General features: G+C 30.8%; 20 protein-coding genes. 18 read left to right on the top strand and 2 right to left on the bottom strand.

Translation table 11 applies throughout. The annotated features are described in order from the left end of the window. Positions 1 to 167: 167 nt before the first annotated feature. Together PKV21_04985 and PKV21_04980 are read left to right on the top strand one after the other, a co-directional pair. Entirely contained in the window at positions 168 to 917 is a 750-nt protein-coding gene (locus PKV21_04985) for an RsmE family RNA methyltransferase (protein ID HOM26844.1), read from the top strand. Between the two features lie 2 nt (positions 918 to 919). Next, a complete protein-coding gene (locus PKV21_04980; protein ID HOM26843.1) occupies positions 920 to 1,546 on the top strand; it encodes a LysE family transporter in 627 nt (208 codons plus the stop codon). Here PKV21_04980 and PKV21_04975 read toward each other — a convergent pair. Next, positions 1,539 to 1,784 carry a hypothetical protein gene (locus tag PKV21_04975; protein HOM26842.1) on the bottom strand — a complete coding sequence of 82 codons (246 nt, stop codon included), beginning with the start codon at positions 1,782 to 1,784 and terminating at the stop codon, positions 1,539 to 1,541. The two genes, PKV21_04980 and PKV21_04975, sit on opposite strands and share 8 nt — an antisense overlap. Positions 1,785 to 1,873: 89 nt before the next feature. On the opposite strand from PKV21_04975, the gene PKV21_04970 reads away from it, so the two are divergent. From PKV21_04970 to PKV21_04960, 3 genes are read left to right on the top strand one after another with little or no spacing between them, the layout of a single operon-like run. After that, positions 1,874 to 2,698, top strand: a complete 825-nt coding sequence (locus PKV21_04970; protein HOM26841.1) for a sugar phosphate isomerase/epimerase family protein — start codon at positions 1,874 to 1,876, stop codon at positions 2,696 to 2,698. Then, positions 2,691 to 3,992, top strand: coding sequence for a DegT/DnrJ/EryC1/StrS family aminotransferase (locus PKV21_04965; GenBank protein HOM26840.1), 1,302 nt, complete (start codon positions 2,691 to 2,693; stop codon positions 3,990 to 3,992). The genes PKV21_04970 and PKV21_04965 overlap by 8 nt, the downstream gene beginning before the upstream one ends. A gap of 15 nt (positions 3,993 to 4,007) precedes the next feature. After that, entirely contained in the window at positions 4,008 to 5,474 is a 1,467-nt protein-coding gene (locus PKV21_04960; GenBank protein HOM26839.1) for a hypothetical protein, read from the top strand. On the opposite strand, the gene PKV21_04955 is transcribed toward PKV21_04960, so the two are convergent. Further along, positions 5,463 to 5,729: an MGMT family protein gene (locus tag PKV21_04955; protein ID HOM26838.1), complete on the bottom strand. Its 267-nt coding sequence runs from the start codon at positions 5,727 to 5,729 to the stop codon at positions 5,463 to 5,465. The genes PKV21_04960 and PKV21_04955 overlap by 12 nt on opposite strands. A gap of 44 nt (positions 5,730 to 5,773) precedes the next feature. On the opposite strand from PKV21_04955, the gene hisI reads away from it, so the two are divergent. From hisI to PKV21_04890, 13 genes are all read left to right on the top strand, one after another. Continuing rightward, a complete protein-coding gene (gene hisI, locus PKV21_04950; GenBank protein HOM26837.1) occupies positions 5,774 to 6,151 on the top strand; it encodes a phosphoribosyl-AMP cyclohydrolase in 378 nt (125 codons plus the stop codon). Continuing rightward, positions 6,148 to 7,467 (top strand): protein translocase subunit SecD, encoded by a 1,320-nt coding sequence (gene secD / locus PKV21_04945; GenBank protein HOM26836.1) that lies wholly within the window; start codon positions 6,148 to 6,150, stop codon positions 7,465 to 7,467. The genes hisI and secD overlap by 4 nt, the downstream gene beginning before the upstream one ends. Before the next feature lies 1 nt (position 7,468). After that, positions 7,469 to 8,356 (top strand): protein translocase subunit SecF, encoded by an 888-nt coding sequence (gene secF / locus PKV21_04940; protein HOM26835.1) that lies wholly within the window; start codon positions 7,469 to 7,471, stop codon positions 8,354 to 8,356. Further along, positions 8,353 to 8,904 (top strand): 16S rRNA (guanine(966)-N(2))-methyltransferase RsmD, encoded by a 552-nt coding sequence (gene rsmD / locus PKV21_04935; protein ID HOM26834.1) that lies wholly within the window; start codon positions 8,353 to 8,355, stop codon positions 8,902 to 8,904. Before secF ends, rsmD begins: the two co-directional genes overlap by 4 nt. Further along, the gene (gene coaD, locus PKV21_04930; protein HOM26833.1) at positions 8,901 to 9,422 is read left to right on the top strand and encodes a pantetheine-phosphate adenylyltransferase; all 522 of its coding nucleotides are present in this window, start codon (positions 8,901 to 8,903) and stop codon (positions 9,420 to 9,422) included. The genes rsmD and coaD overlap by 4 nt, the downstream gene beginning before the upstream one ends. Beyond that, positions 9,388 to 9,573, top strand: a complete 186-nt coding sequence (rpmF, locus tag PKV21_04925; protein HOM26832.1) for a 50S ribosomal protein L32 — start codon at positions 9,388 to 9,390, stop codon at positions 9,571 to 9,573. Before coaD ends, rpmF begins: the two co-directional genes overlap by 35 nt. Further along, entirely contained in the window at positions 9,570 to 10,562 is a 993-nt protein-coding gene (gene plsX, locus PKV21_04920; protein HOM26831.1) for a phosphate acyltransferase PlsX, read from the top strand. The genes rpmF and plsX overlap by 4 nt, the downstream gene beginning before the upstream one ends. Continuing rightward, positions 10,547 to 11,527: a beta-ketoacyl-ACP synthase III gene (locus tag PKV21_04915; protein HOM26830.1), complete on the top strand. Its 981-nt coding sequence runs from the start codon at positions 10,547 to 10,549 to the stop codon at positions 11,525 to 11,527. The genes plsX and PKV21_04915 overlap by 16 nt, the downstream gene beginning before the upstream one ends. After that, positions 11,524 to 12,459, top strand: a complete 936-nt coding sequence (fabD, locus tag PKV21_04910) for an ACP S-malonyltransferase (GenBank protein HOM26829.1) — start codon at positions 11,524 to 11,526, stop codon at positions 12,457 to 12,459. Before PKV21_04915 ends, fabD begins: the two co-directional genes overlap by 4 nt. After that, positions 12,452 to 13,183 carry a 3-oxoacyl-[acyl-carrier-protein] reductase gene (gene fabG, locus PKV21_04905; protein HOM26828.1) on the top strand — a complete coding sequence of 244 codons (732 nt, stop codon included), beginning with the start codon at positions 12,452 to 12,454 and terminating at the stop codon, positions 13,181 to 13,183. The genes fabD and fabG overlap by 8 nt, the downstream gene beginning before the upstream one ends. Before the next feature lie 57 nt (positions 13,184 to 13,240). Further along, the gene (locus PKV21_04900) at positions 13,241 to 13,486 is read left to right on the top strand and encodes an acyl carrier protein (protein ID HOM26827.1); all 246 of its coding nucleotides are present in this window, start codon (positions 13,241 to 13,243) and stop codon (positions 13,484 to 13,486) included. Continuing rightward, on the top strand, positions 13,483 to 14,718 hold the full coding sequence (gene fabF, locus PKV21_04895; protein ID HOM26826.1) for a beta-ketoacyl-ACP synthase II: 1,236 nt from the start codon (positions 13,483 to 13,485) through the stop codon (positions 14,716 to 14,718). Before PKV21_04900 ends, fabF begins: the two co-directional genes overlap by 4 nt. A gap of 2 nt (positions 14,719 to 14,720) precedes the next feature. Next, the coding region (locus PKV21_04890) for a hypothetical protein (GenBank protein ID HOM26825.1) at positions 14,721 to 16,010 on the top strand (1,290 nt) is incomplete at its 3' end.

Here is a 16,010-nt window from a genome sequence, read left to right as displayed (position 1 = left end):
TCAGGATTTGTAAAGCCTGCTTCTGACTTACCCTATATAGCAAAAAAAAATGGAGCAAAAATAGTTGAAATAAATACAGAAAAAAGTTATTTTGAAAATATAGCGGATTTAAAGTTTTATCAACCGTCAGGAGAAATTTTTAAATATGTTTCAGAGAGATTTCTGAAATGAGGAGAATATATATTGGAGAAGATTGTGTAAAAATTAAATGTAATTTTCTGATAAAAGGTGGTACATATCATTATTTAAAAAATGTTTTAAGATTTGAGACAGGAGATAGGTTTATTGGATTTGATGGAAGCGGGAGAGAATATGAAATTGAAATTAAAGAAATGAAAAGAGACGAAATAATCGGTAAAATTATTGAAGAAAAAGAAATCTATAATCCGGAACTTCTCTTTAATTTACAACTTTTCCAATGTTTACCAAAAGGAGATAAGTTTGAATTTATTGTAAGAGAAGTAACTCAACTTGGAGTAAAAAGAATAGTCCCTGTAATAAATAAAAGGACAGTTGTAAAAATTCCCAAAGAAAAAATAGAGAATAAAATTAAAAGGTGGTTAAAAATTGCAGAAGAGTCATCAAAAGTTTCAGGTAGGACTTTTATTCCTGAAATTGAAAAACCTAATAAGTTTGAAGAATGTATTAAAGAGGAAAAAGATTTAGGTATTATTTTCTGGGAAGGAGAAAAAGAAGTGACAATAAAAAGTATTATTGAGAAAATTAAAGGTATAGATATAAAAAATAAGAAAATTAATGTTTTCATTGGACCTGAAGGTGGTTTTGATGAAGAAGAAATTGAAATTGCAAGAGGATATGGATATTTTACTGTTTCTCTTGGAAGGAGAATTTTAAAAGTTGAAACTGCAAGTGTTGTAAGTATTGCTATTTTAATATATGAACTTGAAAACTTATAAAAATGCCATTATATTTAATTTTCTTTACATCCTTTTTAATTGGATTTTCAGGGGCTATAAGTCCAGGTCCATTACTTGCTGTTACTATTGAAGAAACAATAAAAAGAGATTTTAAAGCGGGTCCGTTAATTATTATCGGTCATTCTTTACTTGAACTTTTAATGGTATTATTATTGATTTTTGGATTTGGTAATTTTTTGAAAAAGGAGATGATTCAACTATATTTAAGTATTTTTGGTGGCTCTTTTTTAATCTATACAGGATTTTTATCATTTTTTTCTTCTCAAAAAATAAAAATTGAACAAAATATAAATATTTCTTATAAAAGTAATTATTCTCTTATTTTTGAAGGTATTTTTGTAAGTTTAAGCAATCCATACTGGACAATCTGGTGGATTACAATAGGTCTTGTTTATCTCTCTTTTGCATTTCCCTATGGTTTTAAAGGAATTTTTTTATTTTTTACCGGACATATTTTCTCTGACTTTTTATGGTATTCATTTGTTTCGTATTTTATATTTAAAAGTAAAAAATTAATCAGTGAAAAATATTTAAAATATATTTCCTCTTTTTTCAGTGTCTTTCTTATTCTTTTTGGGGGATTTTTAATTATAAGAAAACTTATTTAGAGTTGCCACATCTTGAGCAATATTTTATACCTGTGGAGTCAATAATAAAAGTAGAATTTTTTTCATCACAGTGATGACATTTTTCTTTCCAGATAAAATCAACTGGAGGATTGCATTTTATTTCATTTCCACAGTAAATACATTTGATTTTATCTTCAAGAATTTTAAAAATTGCTATATCCCCCTTTGTACATTTACAATAAAGTCCTTCAATTCTATCTTTATATATTGTTGCCATTTTTCCCCTCGTTAAGTTTAAAACATTTTTTTGTTTTTGTAAAGTGTAATATAATTATTGTACATTGTAAGATTATAAAGGGAGGGTAAATGAAAATCAGTATGATGAGTTATACAATGTATAGAGGGGACTGGAAACATGATTTCAGTATAAAAAAATTGTGTGAATTTACAAAAAATCTTGGACTTGATGGAATTGATTGGGTAACAACTTACGAGAATAAACCTGAAGAGGTAAGAAAAATAATGGATGATTTTGGACTTAAAACTGTTTGTTATACTTTTTTTGTAGATATTAACTTTAAAGAAAAAAAATTAAGAGATAAAGGTATAGAAGAGATAAAGAAAGGATTTGAAATTGCAGCAATACTTGGAACAGATAAAATAATGTTGCCTCTCAGAGGGAAAAAGGAGTTTTCAAGAGAAGAATCAAGGAGAAATGTAATTGAAGGATTAAAAGAAGTTATTAAGGAAAGTGAAAAATTTAAGATAAAAATTACGGTTGAGCATTTCCCTGATATAAATGGACCTTTTTTAGTTTCTGATGATATAAATTTTGCAATAAAGGAAATACCTGATTTGAGAGTAACTTTTGATTCTGGAAATGTAATAATTGGAGGGGAAAAACCTGAAGAAGCATTTATAAATAATCAAAAGTACATAATACACACTCATTTTAAGGACTGGATAATTTCTGAAGATGGAAAATTGTCAGGACTTGATGGAAAAAAATATAAGCCAGCACTTGTAGGAGAGGGAATAATTGACTACAGAAAACTTATAAAAGTCATGAAAAGTTTTAATTACGATGGATATATAAATCTTGAATATGAAGAGAATGACTATGAACCTGATGTGGCAATGGAAAAAGGACTTAATTTTTTAAAATCAATTATGGAGGAAGAAAATGAGTGAAAAACTTGCAATTTTTGGAGGAGAAAAACTTATACCTGAAGGGATGATAAAGAAGTGGCCTCCTATAGACGAATCTGATATTAATTATGTTTTATCTTCATTAAAAGGAGAAATTCACAGTTTTGGACCTAATTGCAAAGAATTTGAAAAGGAATTTGCGGAATGGAATGGAAATAAGTTTGCAATAACTACCAATAGTGGAACTGCTGCTTTACATATGGGAATTGCTGGATGCGAACTTGGTTGTGGAGATGAAGTAATAGTTCCAGCATATTCATGGAGTTCTTCTGCGACCTGTGTTTTACATCACAATTGTATTCCTGTATTCGTGGATATTGATTTTATGACTATGAATATAGATGTTAATAAAATTGAAGAAAAAATTACAGAAAAAACAAAAGGAATTATAGTCGTTCATCTTCACGGATTACCTGTAGAAATGGATAAAGTTATAAAAATAGCAAAAAAATACAATTTAAAAGTTATTGAAGATGCATGTCAAGCACATGGTGCAAAATATAAAGGTAAAAAAGTTGGAAGTTTTGGAGATTGTACTGCTTTCAGTTTCAATCAAAATAAATGTTTGTGTTCAGGAGAGGGTGGAATGTTTGTAACAGATGACAGTGAGATATATGAAAGGGCTAAAATGTTGTGGAGTTTTGGAGAGACAAGAAGACCATTTGAAAACAGAGATTATCATGCATATGCTCTTGGTTGGATGTACAGAAATAATGATTTAACCGCTGCTTTTGGTAGAGCACAATTAAAAAAACTTGACTGGTATCTTGAAGTTCAGAAAAAAAATGCTGATGTTTTGAATAGATTATTAAGTGAAGTAGAGGGTTTAATTCTTCCATATGTTCCCGAAAACTGTGAGCATAACTGGTATAATTATACAATAAGATTGGATATGGAGTATTTCGGAATTAAAAAGGATGTCAGGAAATTCAGAGATTATGTTTTGAAAGCAATTCAATTGGAAGGGGTTAAATGTGGTATATGGCAGAGCTTTATACTACCAGCAATGACTGTTTTTCAGGCGAAAAATGCTTATGGAAAAGGTTGTCCTTGGAGTTGCCAGTTTTATGGTAAAGAAATGAGATATATTCCTGAAGATTATCCTGAAGCACAAAAACATTGTGATACACATTTTGGAATGACAGAACCATTAAGGGCTCCAAATGATGAAAAAGTGGCAGAACTTGTTGCCATAGCAATAAAAAAAGTAATTGACGATGTTAAGGAAAAAGGATCTGTAAAATGGATGAATAAAGTTGAAGAAGTTTTAAAATAGAAAAAGGAGAATAGAATGGGAAAATTATTTATTGGATGGAAAGAGGTTGATATAACTCCTGAACAACCTGTATGTCTCTGCGGACAGTTTCATGCAAGAATTTCAGAAGGGATAAAAGACCCAATAACCGCAACTGTACTAATTCTTGAGTCAATTAAAGAAAAAGAAAGTTCAGAATGTGTTATTATGATAAGTTGTGATTTAGTTGCAATTCCGTATGAATTTAAAAAAGTAGTTGTAGAAGAAATAAAAAAAATTTTGTCGGATATAGATGAAACAAAAATTATAATAAATGCTACCCATACTCATACAGCACCTGAACCCGGAGGTGATATTTTTAGAGGTAGGGATAGGAGCGATTTGTCTAAATGTTATGGAATAGATTTACCTGTGATGAGTCCGAATGATTTTATAAAATTTGCTTCTGAAAAAATAAAAGAAGGTGTGAAAATTGCATGGGAAAACAGAAAAGAAGGTGGAATTGCTTATGGCTTGGGATTTGCAGTTGTTGGACATAACAGAAGGATTTCATATTATGATGGGCATTCTCAAATGTACGGAAGAACAGATGTACCTGATTTCAGTCATGTTGAAGGATATGAAGACCATTCAATAAATTTAATGGCAACCTATGACAAAGATAAAAATTTAACAGGTCTCGTTGTGAATATTGCCTGTCCTTCGCAGGTCAGTGAGAATGAATTTTTAATAAGTGCTGATTTCTGGCATGAGACAAGAAAAGAATTAAGAAAAAGATTTGGAGAAAACATTTGTATTCTATCTCAGTGCAGTGCAGCAGGAGACCAATCCCCGCATATCCTTATAAATAAAAAGAGTGAACAGAGAATGTGGGATTTATCACAAAAAACTCATAGGGAAGAAATTGCTTTGCGAATTGCTAACGGTATTGAAAATATTATTCCTCTTATTGAAAAAGATATTAACTATAATCCTGATTTTTCATATATTTACAGAAGAATTAAAGTTTCAAGATACATGATTACTGAGGATGTTTTAAATGGGTCCCTGAATGAAGCAGAAAAATATTATAAAGAATATGAAAGATTGAAAAAAGAACTGGATGAAAATCCAGACAGAAAAAAAGAAAAAAGATGGTATATAGAAATTACAAAAAACTATCGGAGAGCGCAGTGGTATTTAAGTGTTAAAGATAGATATGAAATTCAGAAATCAGAACCAAAAGTTGAGATTGATATCCACATTTTAAGAATTGGTGGTATTGTTTTTGCTACAAATCCTTTTGAGTGTTATCTTGATTATGGAATGAGAATTAAAGCAAGAAGTAAAGCAATTCAGACATTTATTGTTCAACTTGTAGGAGGAGGAACATATCTTCCGACTGAAAGAGCAGTAAAGGGAGGCAGTTACGGAGCGATTGCTCCTTCATGTGTAGTTAGTCCTGAAGGAGGAAAGGAACTTGTAGATGAGACAGTAAAGTGTATAGAAGAATTATTTAAATAACTTTTCCCATTCAATTATGTATTTTTTAAACTCCTCACCAAATATATATTTTCCAGATTTCCCATTTTTGTAAATTACTCTATGACAGGGGATTGAAACTGGATAGGGATTTTCTTTTAACAGAGTTGAAATATATCTTGTTTTTTTAGGCATATTGATTTTCTTACTTATTTCTGAATAACTTACTGTTTCTCCGATGGGAATTTTTAATAAAATTTGCCATAATTTTTTCTTTATGGTATTCTTATTTCTCATTTTTTTGTATTGTTTTTAAAAATATTATAAAATTTTTAAATAAAATGGAAAAGATTTTGAATGTAGTGAAGTTTAATGAACAGGGATTAATTGTAAGTGTAGTTCAGGATTTAAATGGAAATATTTTGATGGTTGCATGGATGAATAAAGAAGCAATTGAAATGACTTTAAAAACAGGAAAAATGCACTTTTACAGTAGAAGCAGGAAAAAATTATGGTTGAAAGGTGAAGAATCAGGCAATTTTCAATATGTGAAAGAAATTTATATTGATTGCGATGGAGATACACTTCTTTTTAAAGTGGAACAAAAAGGTGGTGCGTGTCACGAAGGATATTATACATGTTTTTTTAGAAAATATGAAGATGGCGAATTTAAAATTGTTAAAGAAAAAATTTTTGAACCAAAAGAGGTATACAGATGAAAACACAATTTTATATTAAGTTTGTTATTATTTTGGCAGTGATAGGTTTTTGTTTTTATCTGTTTTATCCACCTGAAAAAAAATTGAAAAAGGGTCTTGATTTGCAAGGTGGAATTCATGTTGTTCTTGAAGTAGAAAAAGAAAAAATTGAAGAAAAATCTCTTTCTGATTTAACTGAAAGAGCACTTGAAATTATAAGAAATAGGATTGACGCTCTTGGAGTAACAGAGCCGGTAATTCAGAAAGAAGGAACATATAGAATAATAGTTGATTTACCCGGTGTTAAAGACCCGGAAAAAGCAATAGAGATCATTGGTAAGACAGCACTTCTTGAGTTTAAACTTGTTATAGATGATGAAAATCTTTTTAAACAGGCATTGCAGGGAAATGTTCCAGATGGATATGAATTACTTTATTTAAAAGAAAAGGATGAAAGAGGGATTTATAGAGAGACGCAACCATTGCTTTTGAAGAAAGAACCTGAATTAACAGGTAAATATATAGTAGATGCTTATGTTGGATATGATAGAACTGGTTTTCCAGATGTAAATTTAGTTCTTGATAAAGAAGGTGCTAAAATTTTTGAAGAAGTAACAGCCAAAAATGTTGGAAAACGACTTGCTATTGTACTTGATGGGGTTATAAAAAGTGCTCCTCAAATAAGAGAAAGGATACCAGAAGGTAAAGCAGTTATAACAGGTAAATTTAATATGGAAGAGGCAAGGGAACTTGCAATTGTTTTAAGGTCAGGTGCTTTACCGGCAAAGTTAAATGTTATTTATCAGGAAGTAGTTGGGCCTACTCTTGGAAAGGAATATATACAGAAGGGTTTTAGAGCGTCCCTTTATGGGGCAATAATTGTCGTAGTATTTATGATGTTTTATTATCTTCACTTTGGTCTTCTGGCTGATTTTGCCCTTGCTTTGAATATTTTAATTTTACTTGGAATAATGGCTGGTATAAAAGGGGTTTTGACTTTGCCGGGTATTGCTGGTATTGCTTTAACATGTGGTATGGCAGTTGATGCAAATGTTTTGATTTTTGAGAGAATAAGGGAAGAATTGAGAGCAGGAAAATCTCCCAAGGCAAGTGTAGATGCAGGATACCATAGAGCATGGAGTGCAATAATTGATTCAAATATAACAACTCTGATAACCGGGCTTGTTCTTTTTCTTTTTGTAGAAGGCGGGATAAAGGGTTTTGGTTTAACTTTGAGTATAGGTATAATAGCAAATTTATTTACTGCTGTTTATGTAACAAAAGTGATAGTTGACTGGGTTATAATAAATAGAAAAATAGAAAAGTTGAGGATATAAAATGGAAATTATAAAAAACACAAATTTTGATTTTTTGGGAAAAAGAAAATATTTCTATATTTTTTCATCTTTAATAATAATTACCGGGATTGTCTATATGATTATACGAGGTGAGAAAAATTTTGGTGTTGATTTTGTTGGTGGAGATCTGATAAATATTGAATTTAATCAAAAAATGGATGTTGTAAATTTAAGAAAAACTATTGCAGACACTAATGTTGGTTCTTTTACTGTTCAGGAACTGGGAACAGAGGATAAAAATTTTATTATTAGATTACCCCAGAATACTTCTGATATGGTTATAGAAAAATTGAAAGAAAAATTTGGTGAAGATTTCATAATAAAAGGGAAATCCATTGTATCTCCTTCAATGAGTGTGAGTTTAAGAAAAAAATCATTAAAAGCATTTTTTATAGGACTTATTGGAATATTAATATATCTGACCATAAGATTTGAATTTAAATTTGCTGTTGGTGCAACAATAGCAATATTCCATGATATTTTAATAGTACTTTCAATTTTATCTTTAAGTGGAAAACAGATAGACGGTATGGTTATAGCCGCCTTACTAACAATTGTAGGTTATTCAGTAAATGATACAGTTGTGATATTTGATAGAATCAGAGAAAATTTAAGGAAGACCAGAAGTACTGATTATATAGGAATTTTTAATAAAAGTATAAATGAGACATTAAGCAGAACTATTTTAACTGTATTAACTACTCTTTTTGTAGTTCTTTCTATTTTCTTTTTTGGAGGAGAAACATTACATACATTTTCTTTCTGTCTTTTAATTGGATTTATATTTGGGACATATTCTTCTATATTTATTGCCTCTGCAATAGTTATTGACTGGGTTAAAAGAAGTTCCTCCAGACTTAAATTATGAGAGTTATAAGTGGGCTTTATAAAGGAAGAAAATTAAAATTTATAAAAGATAAAGAAATAAGGCCAACAAAGGATATCGTTAGAGAAGCAATTTTTGATACTTTAAGAGGATGGATTGTTAACAAAAAAGTTCTTGAAATGTTTGCAGGAAGTGGAATACTTGGAATTGAAGCAATAAGCAACGGAGCAAAAAAAATTATTTTTATTGAAAAGGACAAAAGAGGAATAAAAGTGATAAAAGAAAATATAGAAAGTTTAGGTATTGAAAAAAAATGCGAGGTTATAAAAGGGGATTGTGAGTATGAAATAGAAAAACTCCAAAATATGAAATATGACTTAATTATTGGGGATCCCCCATACGAATTTCCAATTTCAAAACTTGAAAGGATTATGCAGAAAATACTTGAATTGAATATACTGAAAAAAAACGGGATTATGGTAATTGAACATCAATTTAAAAGAGAAATGCCTGTTATTGAAGGTTATGAAATTATAAAAAAAAGAAAATATGGGAAATCATGTTTAACCTATTTCAGGAGAATTAAATGAAAAAAATAGGTGTTTATCCCGGGACTTTTGACCCAATAACTTATGGTCATATAGATGTTGTTGAAAGAAGTTTAAAGATTGTTGATAAAGTTATTATTGCTGTTAGTGGATTTCAAAGAAAAAATTTTCTTTTTTCAGTTGATGAAAGAGTTGAATTAATTAAAGGAGTTTTTAAAAGTAATAAATCAGTGAAAGTGGAAAGTTTTGACGGGCTTCTTGTTGATTATTTAAAAGAAAGAAATATCAATATAATTATAAGAGGGTTGAGGGCTATCAGTGATTTTGATTATGAATTTCAAATGGTTTTAATTAATAGAAAATTGAATAGAAATGTTGAAACAATATTTTTAATGCCCAGAGAGGAATATTTTTATATAAGTTCTTCAATAGTAAAAGAAATTGCTAAATTAAATGGGAATATTTCCTGTTTTGTTCCGAAAAATGTTGAAATTGCATTGAGAAAAAAATTCAAGGAGGTTAAAAATGCCGAATCCGAAAAGAAAACACTCAAAAAGTAGAACAGGGAAAAGAAGAAATAGTAAAAAAGTAAGAAGTGTTCCATTAACTAAATGTCCTAATTGTGGGGCTGTAAAACTTCCTCATTTTGTCTGTAATGTCTGTGGGTATTATAAAGGAGTTCAAGTTATTAAAGTAGAAACTTCCAAATGAGACAGATAAGAATAGCTCTTGATGCGATGGGTGGAGATAATGCACCTATTTCACCTGCCAAAAATTGTGAGTTTATAAAAGATGATAAATTAAAAATTTATTTAATAGGAAAAGAAGAAAAAATAAGGCAGGTTTTAAAAAGTAGTATTGATATAGTTGAAATTATTGACTGTCAGGACTTTGTTGCAATGGATGAAAAAGTTACTTCAACTCTTTTAAAAAGAAATACAAGTATGAAAGTGGCGATACAGATGCAAAAAGAAAGGAAAGTTGATATTTCACTCAGTGCAGGGAATACCGCTGCTTTTGTTTCACTCGCTATTTCAGAACTTGGTATGATAAAGGGAATTGAAAGACCATCAATTGCTGTATTGTTTCCTAATATTACGGGAGGTGTTACTATTTTTATGGATGCGGGTGCAAACATAAGTCCAAAACCTTTACATCTATTTCAATCTGGTATAATGGGGTCTCTTTATTCAAAAAATGTATTTAATATAAATAATCCAAAAGTTGCACTTTTAAATGTTGGAGAAGAAGAAACAAAAGGAGATGATTTAAGAAAACAGGCGTATAAAATGTTAAAAGAGAGTGATAAAATTAATTTTATAGGAAATATAGAAGGACATGAAATATTTTCGGGGAAAGCGGATGTGATTATAACAGATGGTTTTACAGGGAATATTGTCTTGAAAACATCTGAAGGAATAACAAGGTCTTTTAGAACCATGCTTATGAAAGAGATAATGAAAAATATACAGGGGAAAATAGGAACTTTATTAATAAGTAAAAATTTAAAAAGTTTTGCAAGAAAAGCAGACTACGCAGAGTATGGAGGAGGAATTTTGCTTGGAGTTAATGGGAATGTGATAATAAGTCATGGAAGGAGTTCTCCAAGAGCAATTTACAGTGCAATTAAACTTGGAGAAAAAATTATTAATTCAAAATTACTTGAAGAGATGAAGGAGTTAAAATGGGAATCGGAATAATCGGGACGGGTTCGTATTTACCAGAATTGAAATTGACAAATAAAGATATGGAAATGATGGTTGATACAAGTGATGAATGGATAATTTCAAGAACAGGGATTAGAGAAAGAAGAATCTGTCCTAAAGGTTATGCTTCATCAGATCTGGCACTGGAAGCATCTTTAAGAGCGATAGAGGATGCTGAAATAAAAAAAGAAGAGATTGAGTTTATTATCTGTGCTACAATAACACCGGATATGTATTTTCCATCAACAGCGTGTATAGTTCAGAAAAAACTTGGACTTGAAAATATCCCTTCTTTTGATTTTCAGGCAGCATGTTCAGGTTTTATATATGGAATAGAAATAGCAAAAAGTTTAATAATTGGGTCTGGTTATAAAAAGGGATTGGTCATTGCATCTGAATGTATGAGCCGGCTTACTGATTATACAGATAGAAGTACATGTGTTTTACTCGGTGATGGAGCAGGAGCGGCAATTTTAAGTGAAACAGAAGAAGAGGGGATAATTGATTCATATCTTTCTTCAAATGGTAGTTATGAAAATCTTTTGTTTACACCAGGAGGTGGTTCTTTAAATCCTTCAAGTTTTAAAACTATTGAAAAAAGAGAAAATTTTATGAAAATGGAAGGTTCTACACTCTTTAAAATTGCTATTTATTCCATGAGTGAATCAGTGATAAAAGTTCTGGAAAGAAATAATTTGAAAAAGGAAGATATCTCAATTGTTATACCTCATCAGGCAAATTTGAGGATTATAGCAGGAGTTGCTAAAAATCTTGATATTCCAATTGAAAAATTTTTTATTAATATTGAAAAATACGGAAATATGTCTGCTGCCTGTGTTCCTATTGCTCTTGATGAGGCATCAAAAAAGGGGAAAATAAAAAAAGGAGATCTTGTAGTTACTGTTGCTTTTGGAGCAGGTCTTACATGGGCAGCCAATTTAATAAGGTGGATAAAATGAAAATAGGGGTGGTTTTTCCAGGACAGGCATCTCAATATATTGGAATGGGAAAAGAAATTCTGGAAGAAAATAATAAATATGAAGAAATACTTAAAATTGGAGAAAGAATAACAAATTTGCCTCTTATAGAAAAAATATTTAATGGTCCAATTGAAGATTTGACAAGAACTTTATTCTGTCAACCATCTGTTTTTGGTATCAGTTTGGTTTGCTGGAGATATTTTAAAGATAAAGCAGGAATAATTCCTTCTTATTTAGCAGGACATAGTTTAGGTGAGTATACTGCTTTGTGTGCAGGAGAGGTTTTTTCCATTGAAGAAGGTTTTTATCTTGTTAAAAAGAGAGCAGAAATAATGGATGAAATTTCACAAAAGGTAAATGGTTCATTGCTTGCAATTTTGGGTCTTTCTTTAAACGATGTAAAAGGGATTATTAAGAATTTTAATGACATTGAAATTTCCAATATAAATTCTTATACCCAAATTATTGTTGGAGGGAAAAAAGATGAACTTGAGAAACTGGAAAAATATCTGAAGGAGAAAAGAATAAAAGCGGTTTTTTTAAAAGTCAGTGGTCCATTTCATACAAAATATATGGTGGAAGCTTCTGAAATATTGGAAAAAGAAATAGATAAAATAAATTTTAAAAACTCTAAAGTTCCAATATACCTGAATTTTTCAAGTGAAAAAACAATTGATAAAGAAGAAATAAAAAATGGCTTATTGAAGCAACTTTACAGTCCTGTAAGATGGGTTGAAATAATTGAAAATATGGTTAAGGATGGGATTGAATGTTTTGTGGAAATAGGGCCTAAAAATGTTTTAAAAAAATTAATAGAGGTGATTGTCCCGGGTATTCCCTCTTTTAATATTGAAAATCCAGAAGGTCTTAAAGTTTTTAGTTCTTTTTTAGAAGGAGGAAAAAATGTTTAAGGATAAAGTTATTTTAATAACAGGAGCCTTCGGTGGAATTGGGAAATCACTTATAAGCAAGTTTGGACATGATAAAGCAAAACTTGTACTGTGGGATATTTTTATAGATGAAGAGTTTGAAAGGTCTTTAAATGAAAAAGGGATAGAAACAATTTCAAAAAAAATAGATATCACAAAGGAGCAGGAAGTTGAACAGGGAAGTAAAGAAATTATTAATAAGTGGAGTAGAGTGGATGTTCTTATAAATAATGCTGGTATTACAAAAGATAAACTTATTTTTAGAATGAGTGAAAAGGACTGGGATGATGTTTTAAATGTGAACTTGAAAGGCGCTTTTTTATGTAGTAAAATAATAGGTCAAATCATGTATAAACAAAAGAGTGGTAAAATAGTTAATATAGCATCAATAATAGGAGAAATTGGAAATATTGGACAGGCAAATTATTCTTCTTCAAAAGGTGGACTTATTGCTTTGACGAAAACATGTGCAAAAGAATTTGCAAGGGCAGGTATAAATGTTAACGCGGTTGCTCCCGGATATATAATGACAAAAATGACCGAAAATTTACCGGATAAAGTAAAGGAAGAAATGTTAAAACTGATACCTCTTGGAAGATTTGGTAGACCTGAAGAAGTTGCAGAACTTGTATATTTTCTGGCGTCTGAAAAGTCAGATTATATTACAGGCCAGGTTTTCAGAATAGACGGTGGACTTGTAATGTAATAGGATTAAAAAAATTGAAAAAAATAATTAAATAAACTTAAAAGAAAGGAGGAGAATATGAGTAGAGAAGAAATAGCAAAAACAATAAAGGAAATCATAGTTGAAAAATTAGGAGTTAACCCTTCAGAGGTTACAGAAGAAGCAGCATTTGTAGAAGACCTTGGTACTGACTCTCTTGATACAGTTGAACTTGTTATGGATTTTGAAGAAAAATTTGGACTTGAAATTCCAGATGAAGATGCAGAAAAAATAAAAACAGTAAAGGATGCAATTGATTATATAGAGAAAAAGAAGGCGCAATGAAAAGAGTAGTGGTAACCGGAGTTGGTCTTGTTACACCTGTTGGAAACGATACTAAAACAACATGGGAAAATCTCATAAATGGTGTTTCAGGGGTTGATAAAATTACTGCTTTTGACGTTTCTTCTTATGATACAAAAATAGGTGCAGAAGTTAAGAACTTCACTCTTGAAAATATTCATCCAAAAGAAAAAAGAAAGATGGATACTTTTGTTCAATTTGCCATTAAAGCAACAGATGAAGCAATTAAAGATAGTGGAATTGAATTTACAGACGAAGAAAAAGAAAAAGTTGGAGTTATAGTAGGTGCTGGAATAGGTGGCTTGAGAGTAATAGAACAGCAGCATAAGATTTTACTTGAAAGTGGTCCTGACAGGGTTTCTCCTTTTCTCATTCCAATGTTAATTCCTGATATTGCATCAGGACACATAGCAATTCTTTATGGTTTTAAAGGAGTGAATTTCTGTACCGTAAGTGCCTGTGCTTCAGGTGCTCATGCTCTTGCAATTTCTCTGAATTTAATAAGGGCAGGAATATGTGATGTAATAATTGCAGGTGGAACTGAATCCTGTATTACACCCCTTGGACTTGCTGGTTTTTGCTCAATGAAAGCACTTTCAAGAAGAAATGACCAGCCACAGAAAGCGTCAAGGCCATTTGATAGGGAAAGAGATGGATTTGTAATGGGTGAAGGAGCAGGAGTAGTTGTTCTTGAATCACTGGAACATGCTAAAAAAAGAGGAAGTAAAATTTACTGTGAGTTTATAGGTGCCGGAATGAGTTGTGACGCATATCATATAACCGCTCCTGATGCAGAAGGTTTTGGTGCCTATCTTTCAATGAAATATGCTCTTGAAGATGCAAAAATCAATCCAGAAGATGTTGATTATATAAATGCTCATGGAACAAGCACTCCTTTAAATGATAAAAGTGAAACATTTGCAATTAAAAAATTATTTAAAGAAAGAGCATATAAAATTTCAGTAAGTTCAATAAAATCAATGATTGGGCATCTTCTTGGTGCAGCAGGAGCAGTAGAATTTGTATCAACCTGTCTTACTATAAATACAGGTATAATACCTCCGACCATTAATTATGAATATCCAGATCCTGAGTGTGACCTTGACTATGTTCCAAATAAAGCAAGAGAAGAAAAAGTTAAAATTGCAATATCAAATTCTTTTGGTTTTGGTGGACATAATGTTACTCTTGTTTTGAGGGATTTTGAGGAATAGAAATGGGGAAAATTAATGTTAATGGTGTCTTTCCAAATCTTGCAGTAAAAGCAAAACATTTACCCGCAAGGACAGAAACAGGTATTGGTGCTTTAATGCCGTGGGCTGATAAATTATGGTTTATTACATATGTCTCTCATAAAAAAAATACAGGAGATGGTACAGGATTATTTTACATTGACGATGATTTTAATCTTTTTAAACATCCTGAAAGCAGAGTTGGAACATATGCTAACAGAATGATACATCATGAATCAAATAAATTAATAATAGGTCCTCACACAATTGATATAGATGGTAAGGTTTCTACTTTTGAAGAACTTGTAGATATACGACTTGCAGGTGTTTCAAGACATTTATATGAACCTGAAAGAAAAGTTTATTTTCTTGGTATGGAAGGGGAATTGTTTGAAGGGGATGTTTATACTCTCAAAGTGAATTTTTTGTTTGACTTAAATAAAATCCTTGAAATTGAAGGTAGACCACATTTCAAGGATATTTACTGTGACCATGGTAGAGTTGTGGTAGTAAATAATAGTTATTACTACGAAGATTTTGAAAGAGGATACAGTGACGGAAGATTAGCGGAATGGGATGGAAAAAACTGGAGAATTATAGAGAGAACACAGTTTAATACTCTTGCAGGAAGGTGTAGAGGTAATTTAGGTAGAAGTATCTTTGCTGTCGGTCATGATAAAGCATCTATACTTTTTTACGTTTATTTACCTCAAACTGACTGGGTTTTATATAGATTGCCAAGAGCAACACATACACAGGACCACGCATGGACTACAGAATGGCCAAGAATTAGAGAAGTTGAATCAGAAAGATGGTTAATGGATGCTGGAGGTATGTTTTATGAATTACCTGTTATGACATATGCTAATAAAGTTTGGGGTGTAATTCCTATATGTAGACATTTAAGAATTATTCCTGATTTCTGTTCATGGAATGGTTTTTTAGTCCTTGGTGGAAATCAGGCAACTCCTATAAATGATGATAATCCTTTTGTGGGACAGCCACAGGCAAATTTATGGTTTGGTAAAACAGATGATTTATGGCAATTTGGGGGTAAGCCCGCTGGATGGGGTGGTCCATGGTGGGATAAGAAGGTAAATGAAGGAGAATTTTCAGAGCCATTTTTAATTTATGGATTTGAAAAAAAATGTCTTCATATTTCTCATAAAGAAAGGAGTAGAAAAAAGTTTATATTAGAAGTAGATTTTAGAGGTGATGGTATTTGGAAAAAGTTTACAGAAATTGAGACAAAATCAAGTTATGCTTTTTATGAT

The sequence above is a fragment of the bacterium genome (assembly GCA_035371905.1).
In the GTDB taxonomy this organism is placed as follows: Bacteria; Ratteibacteria; UBA8468; order B48-G9; family JAFGKM01; genus JAMWDI01.
Note: the sequence above shows the minus strand (reverse complement) of the source record. Positions and strands in the feature narration are given on the sequence as shown.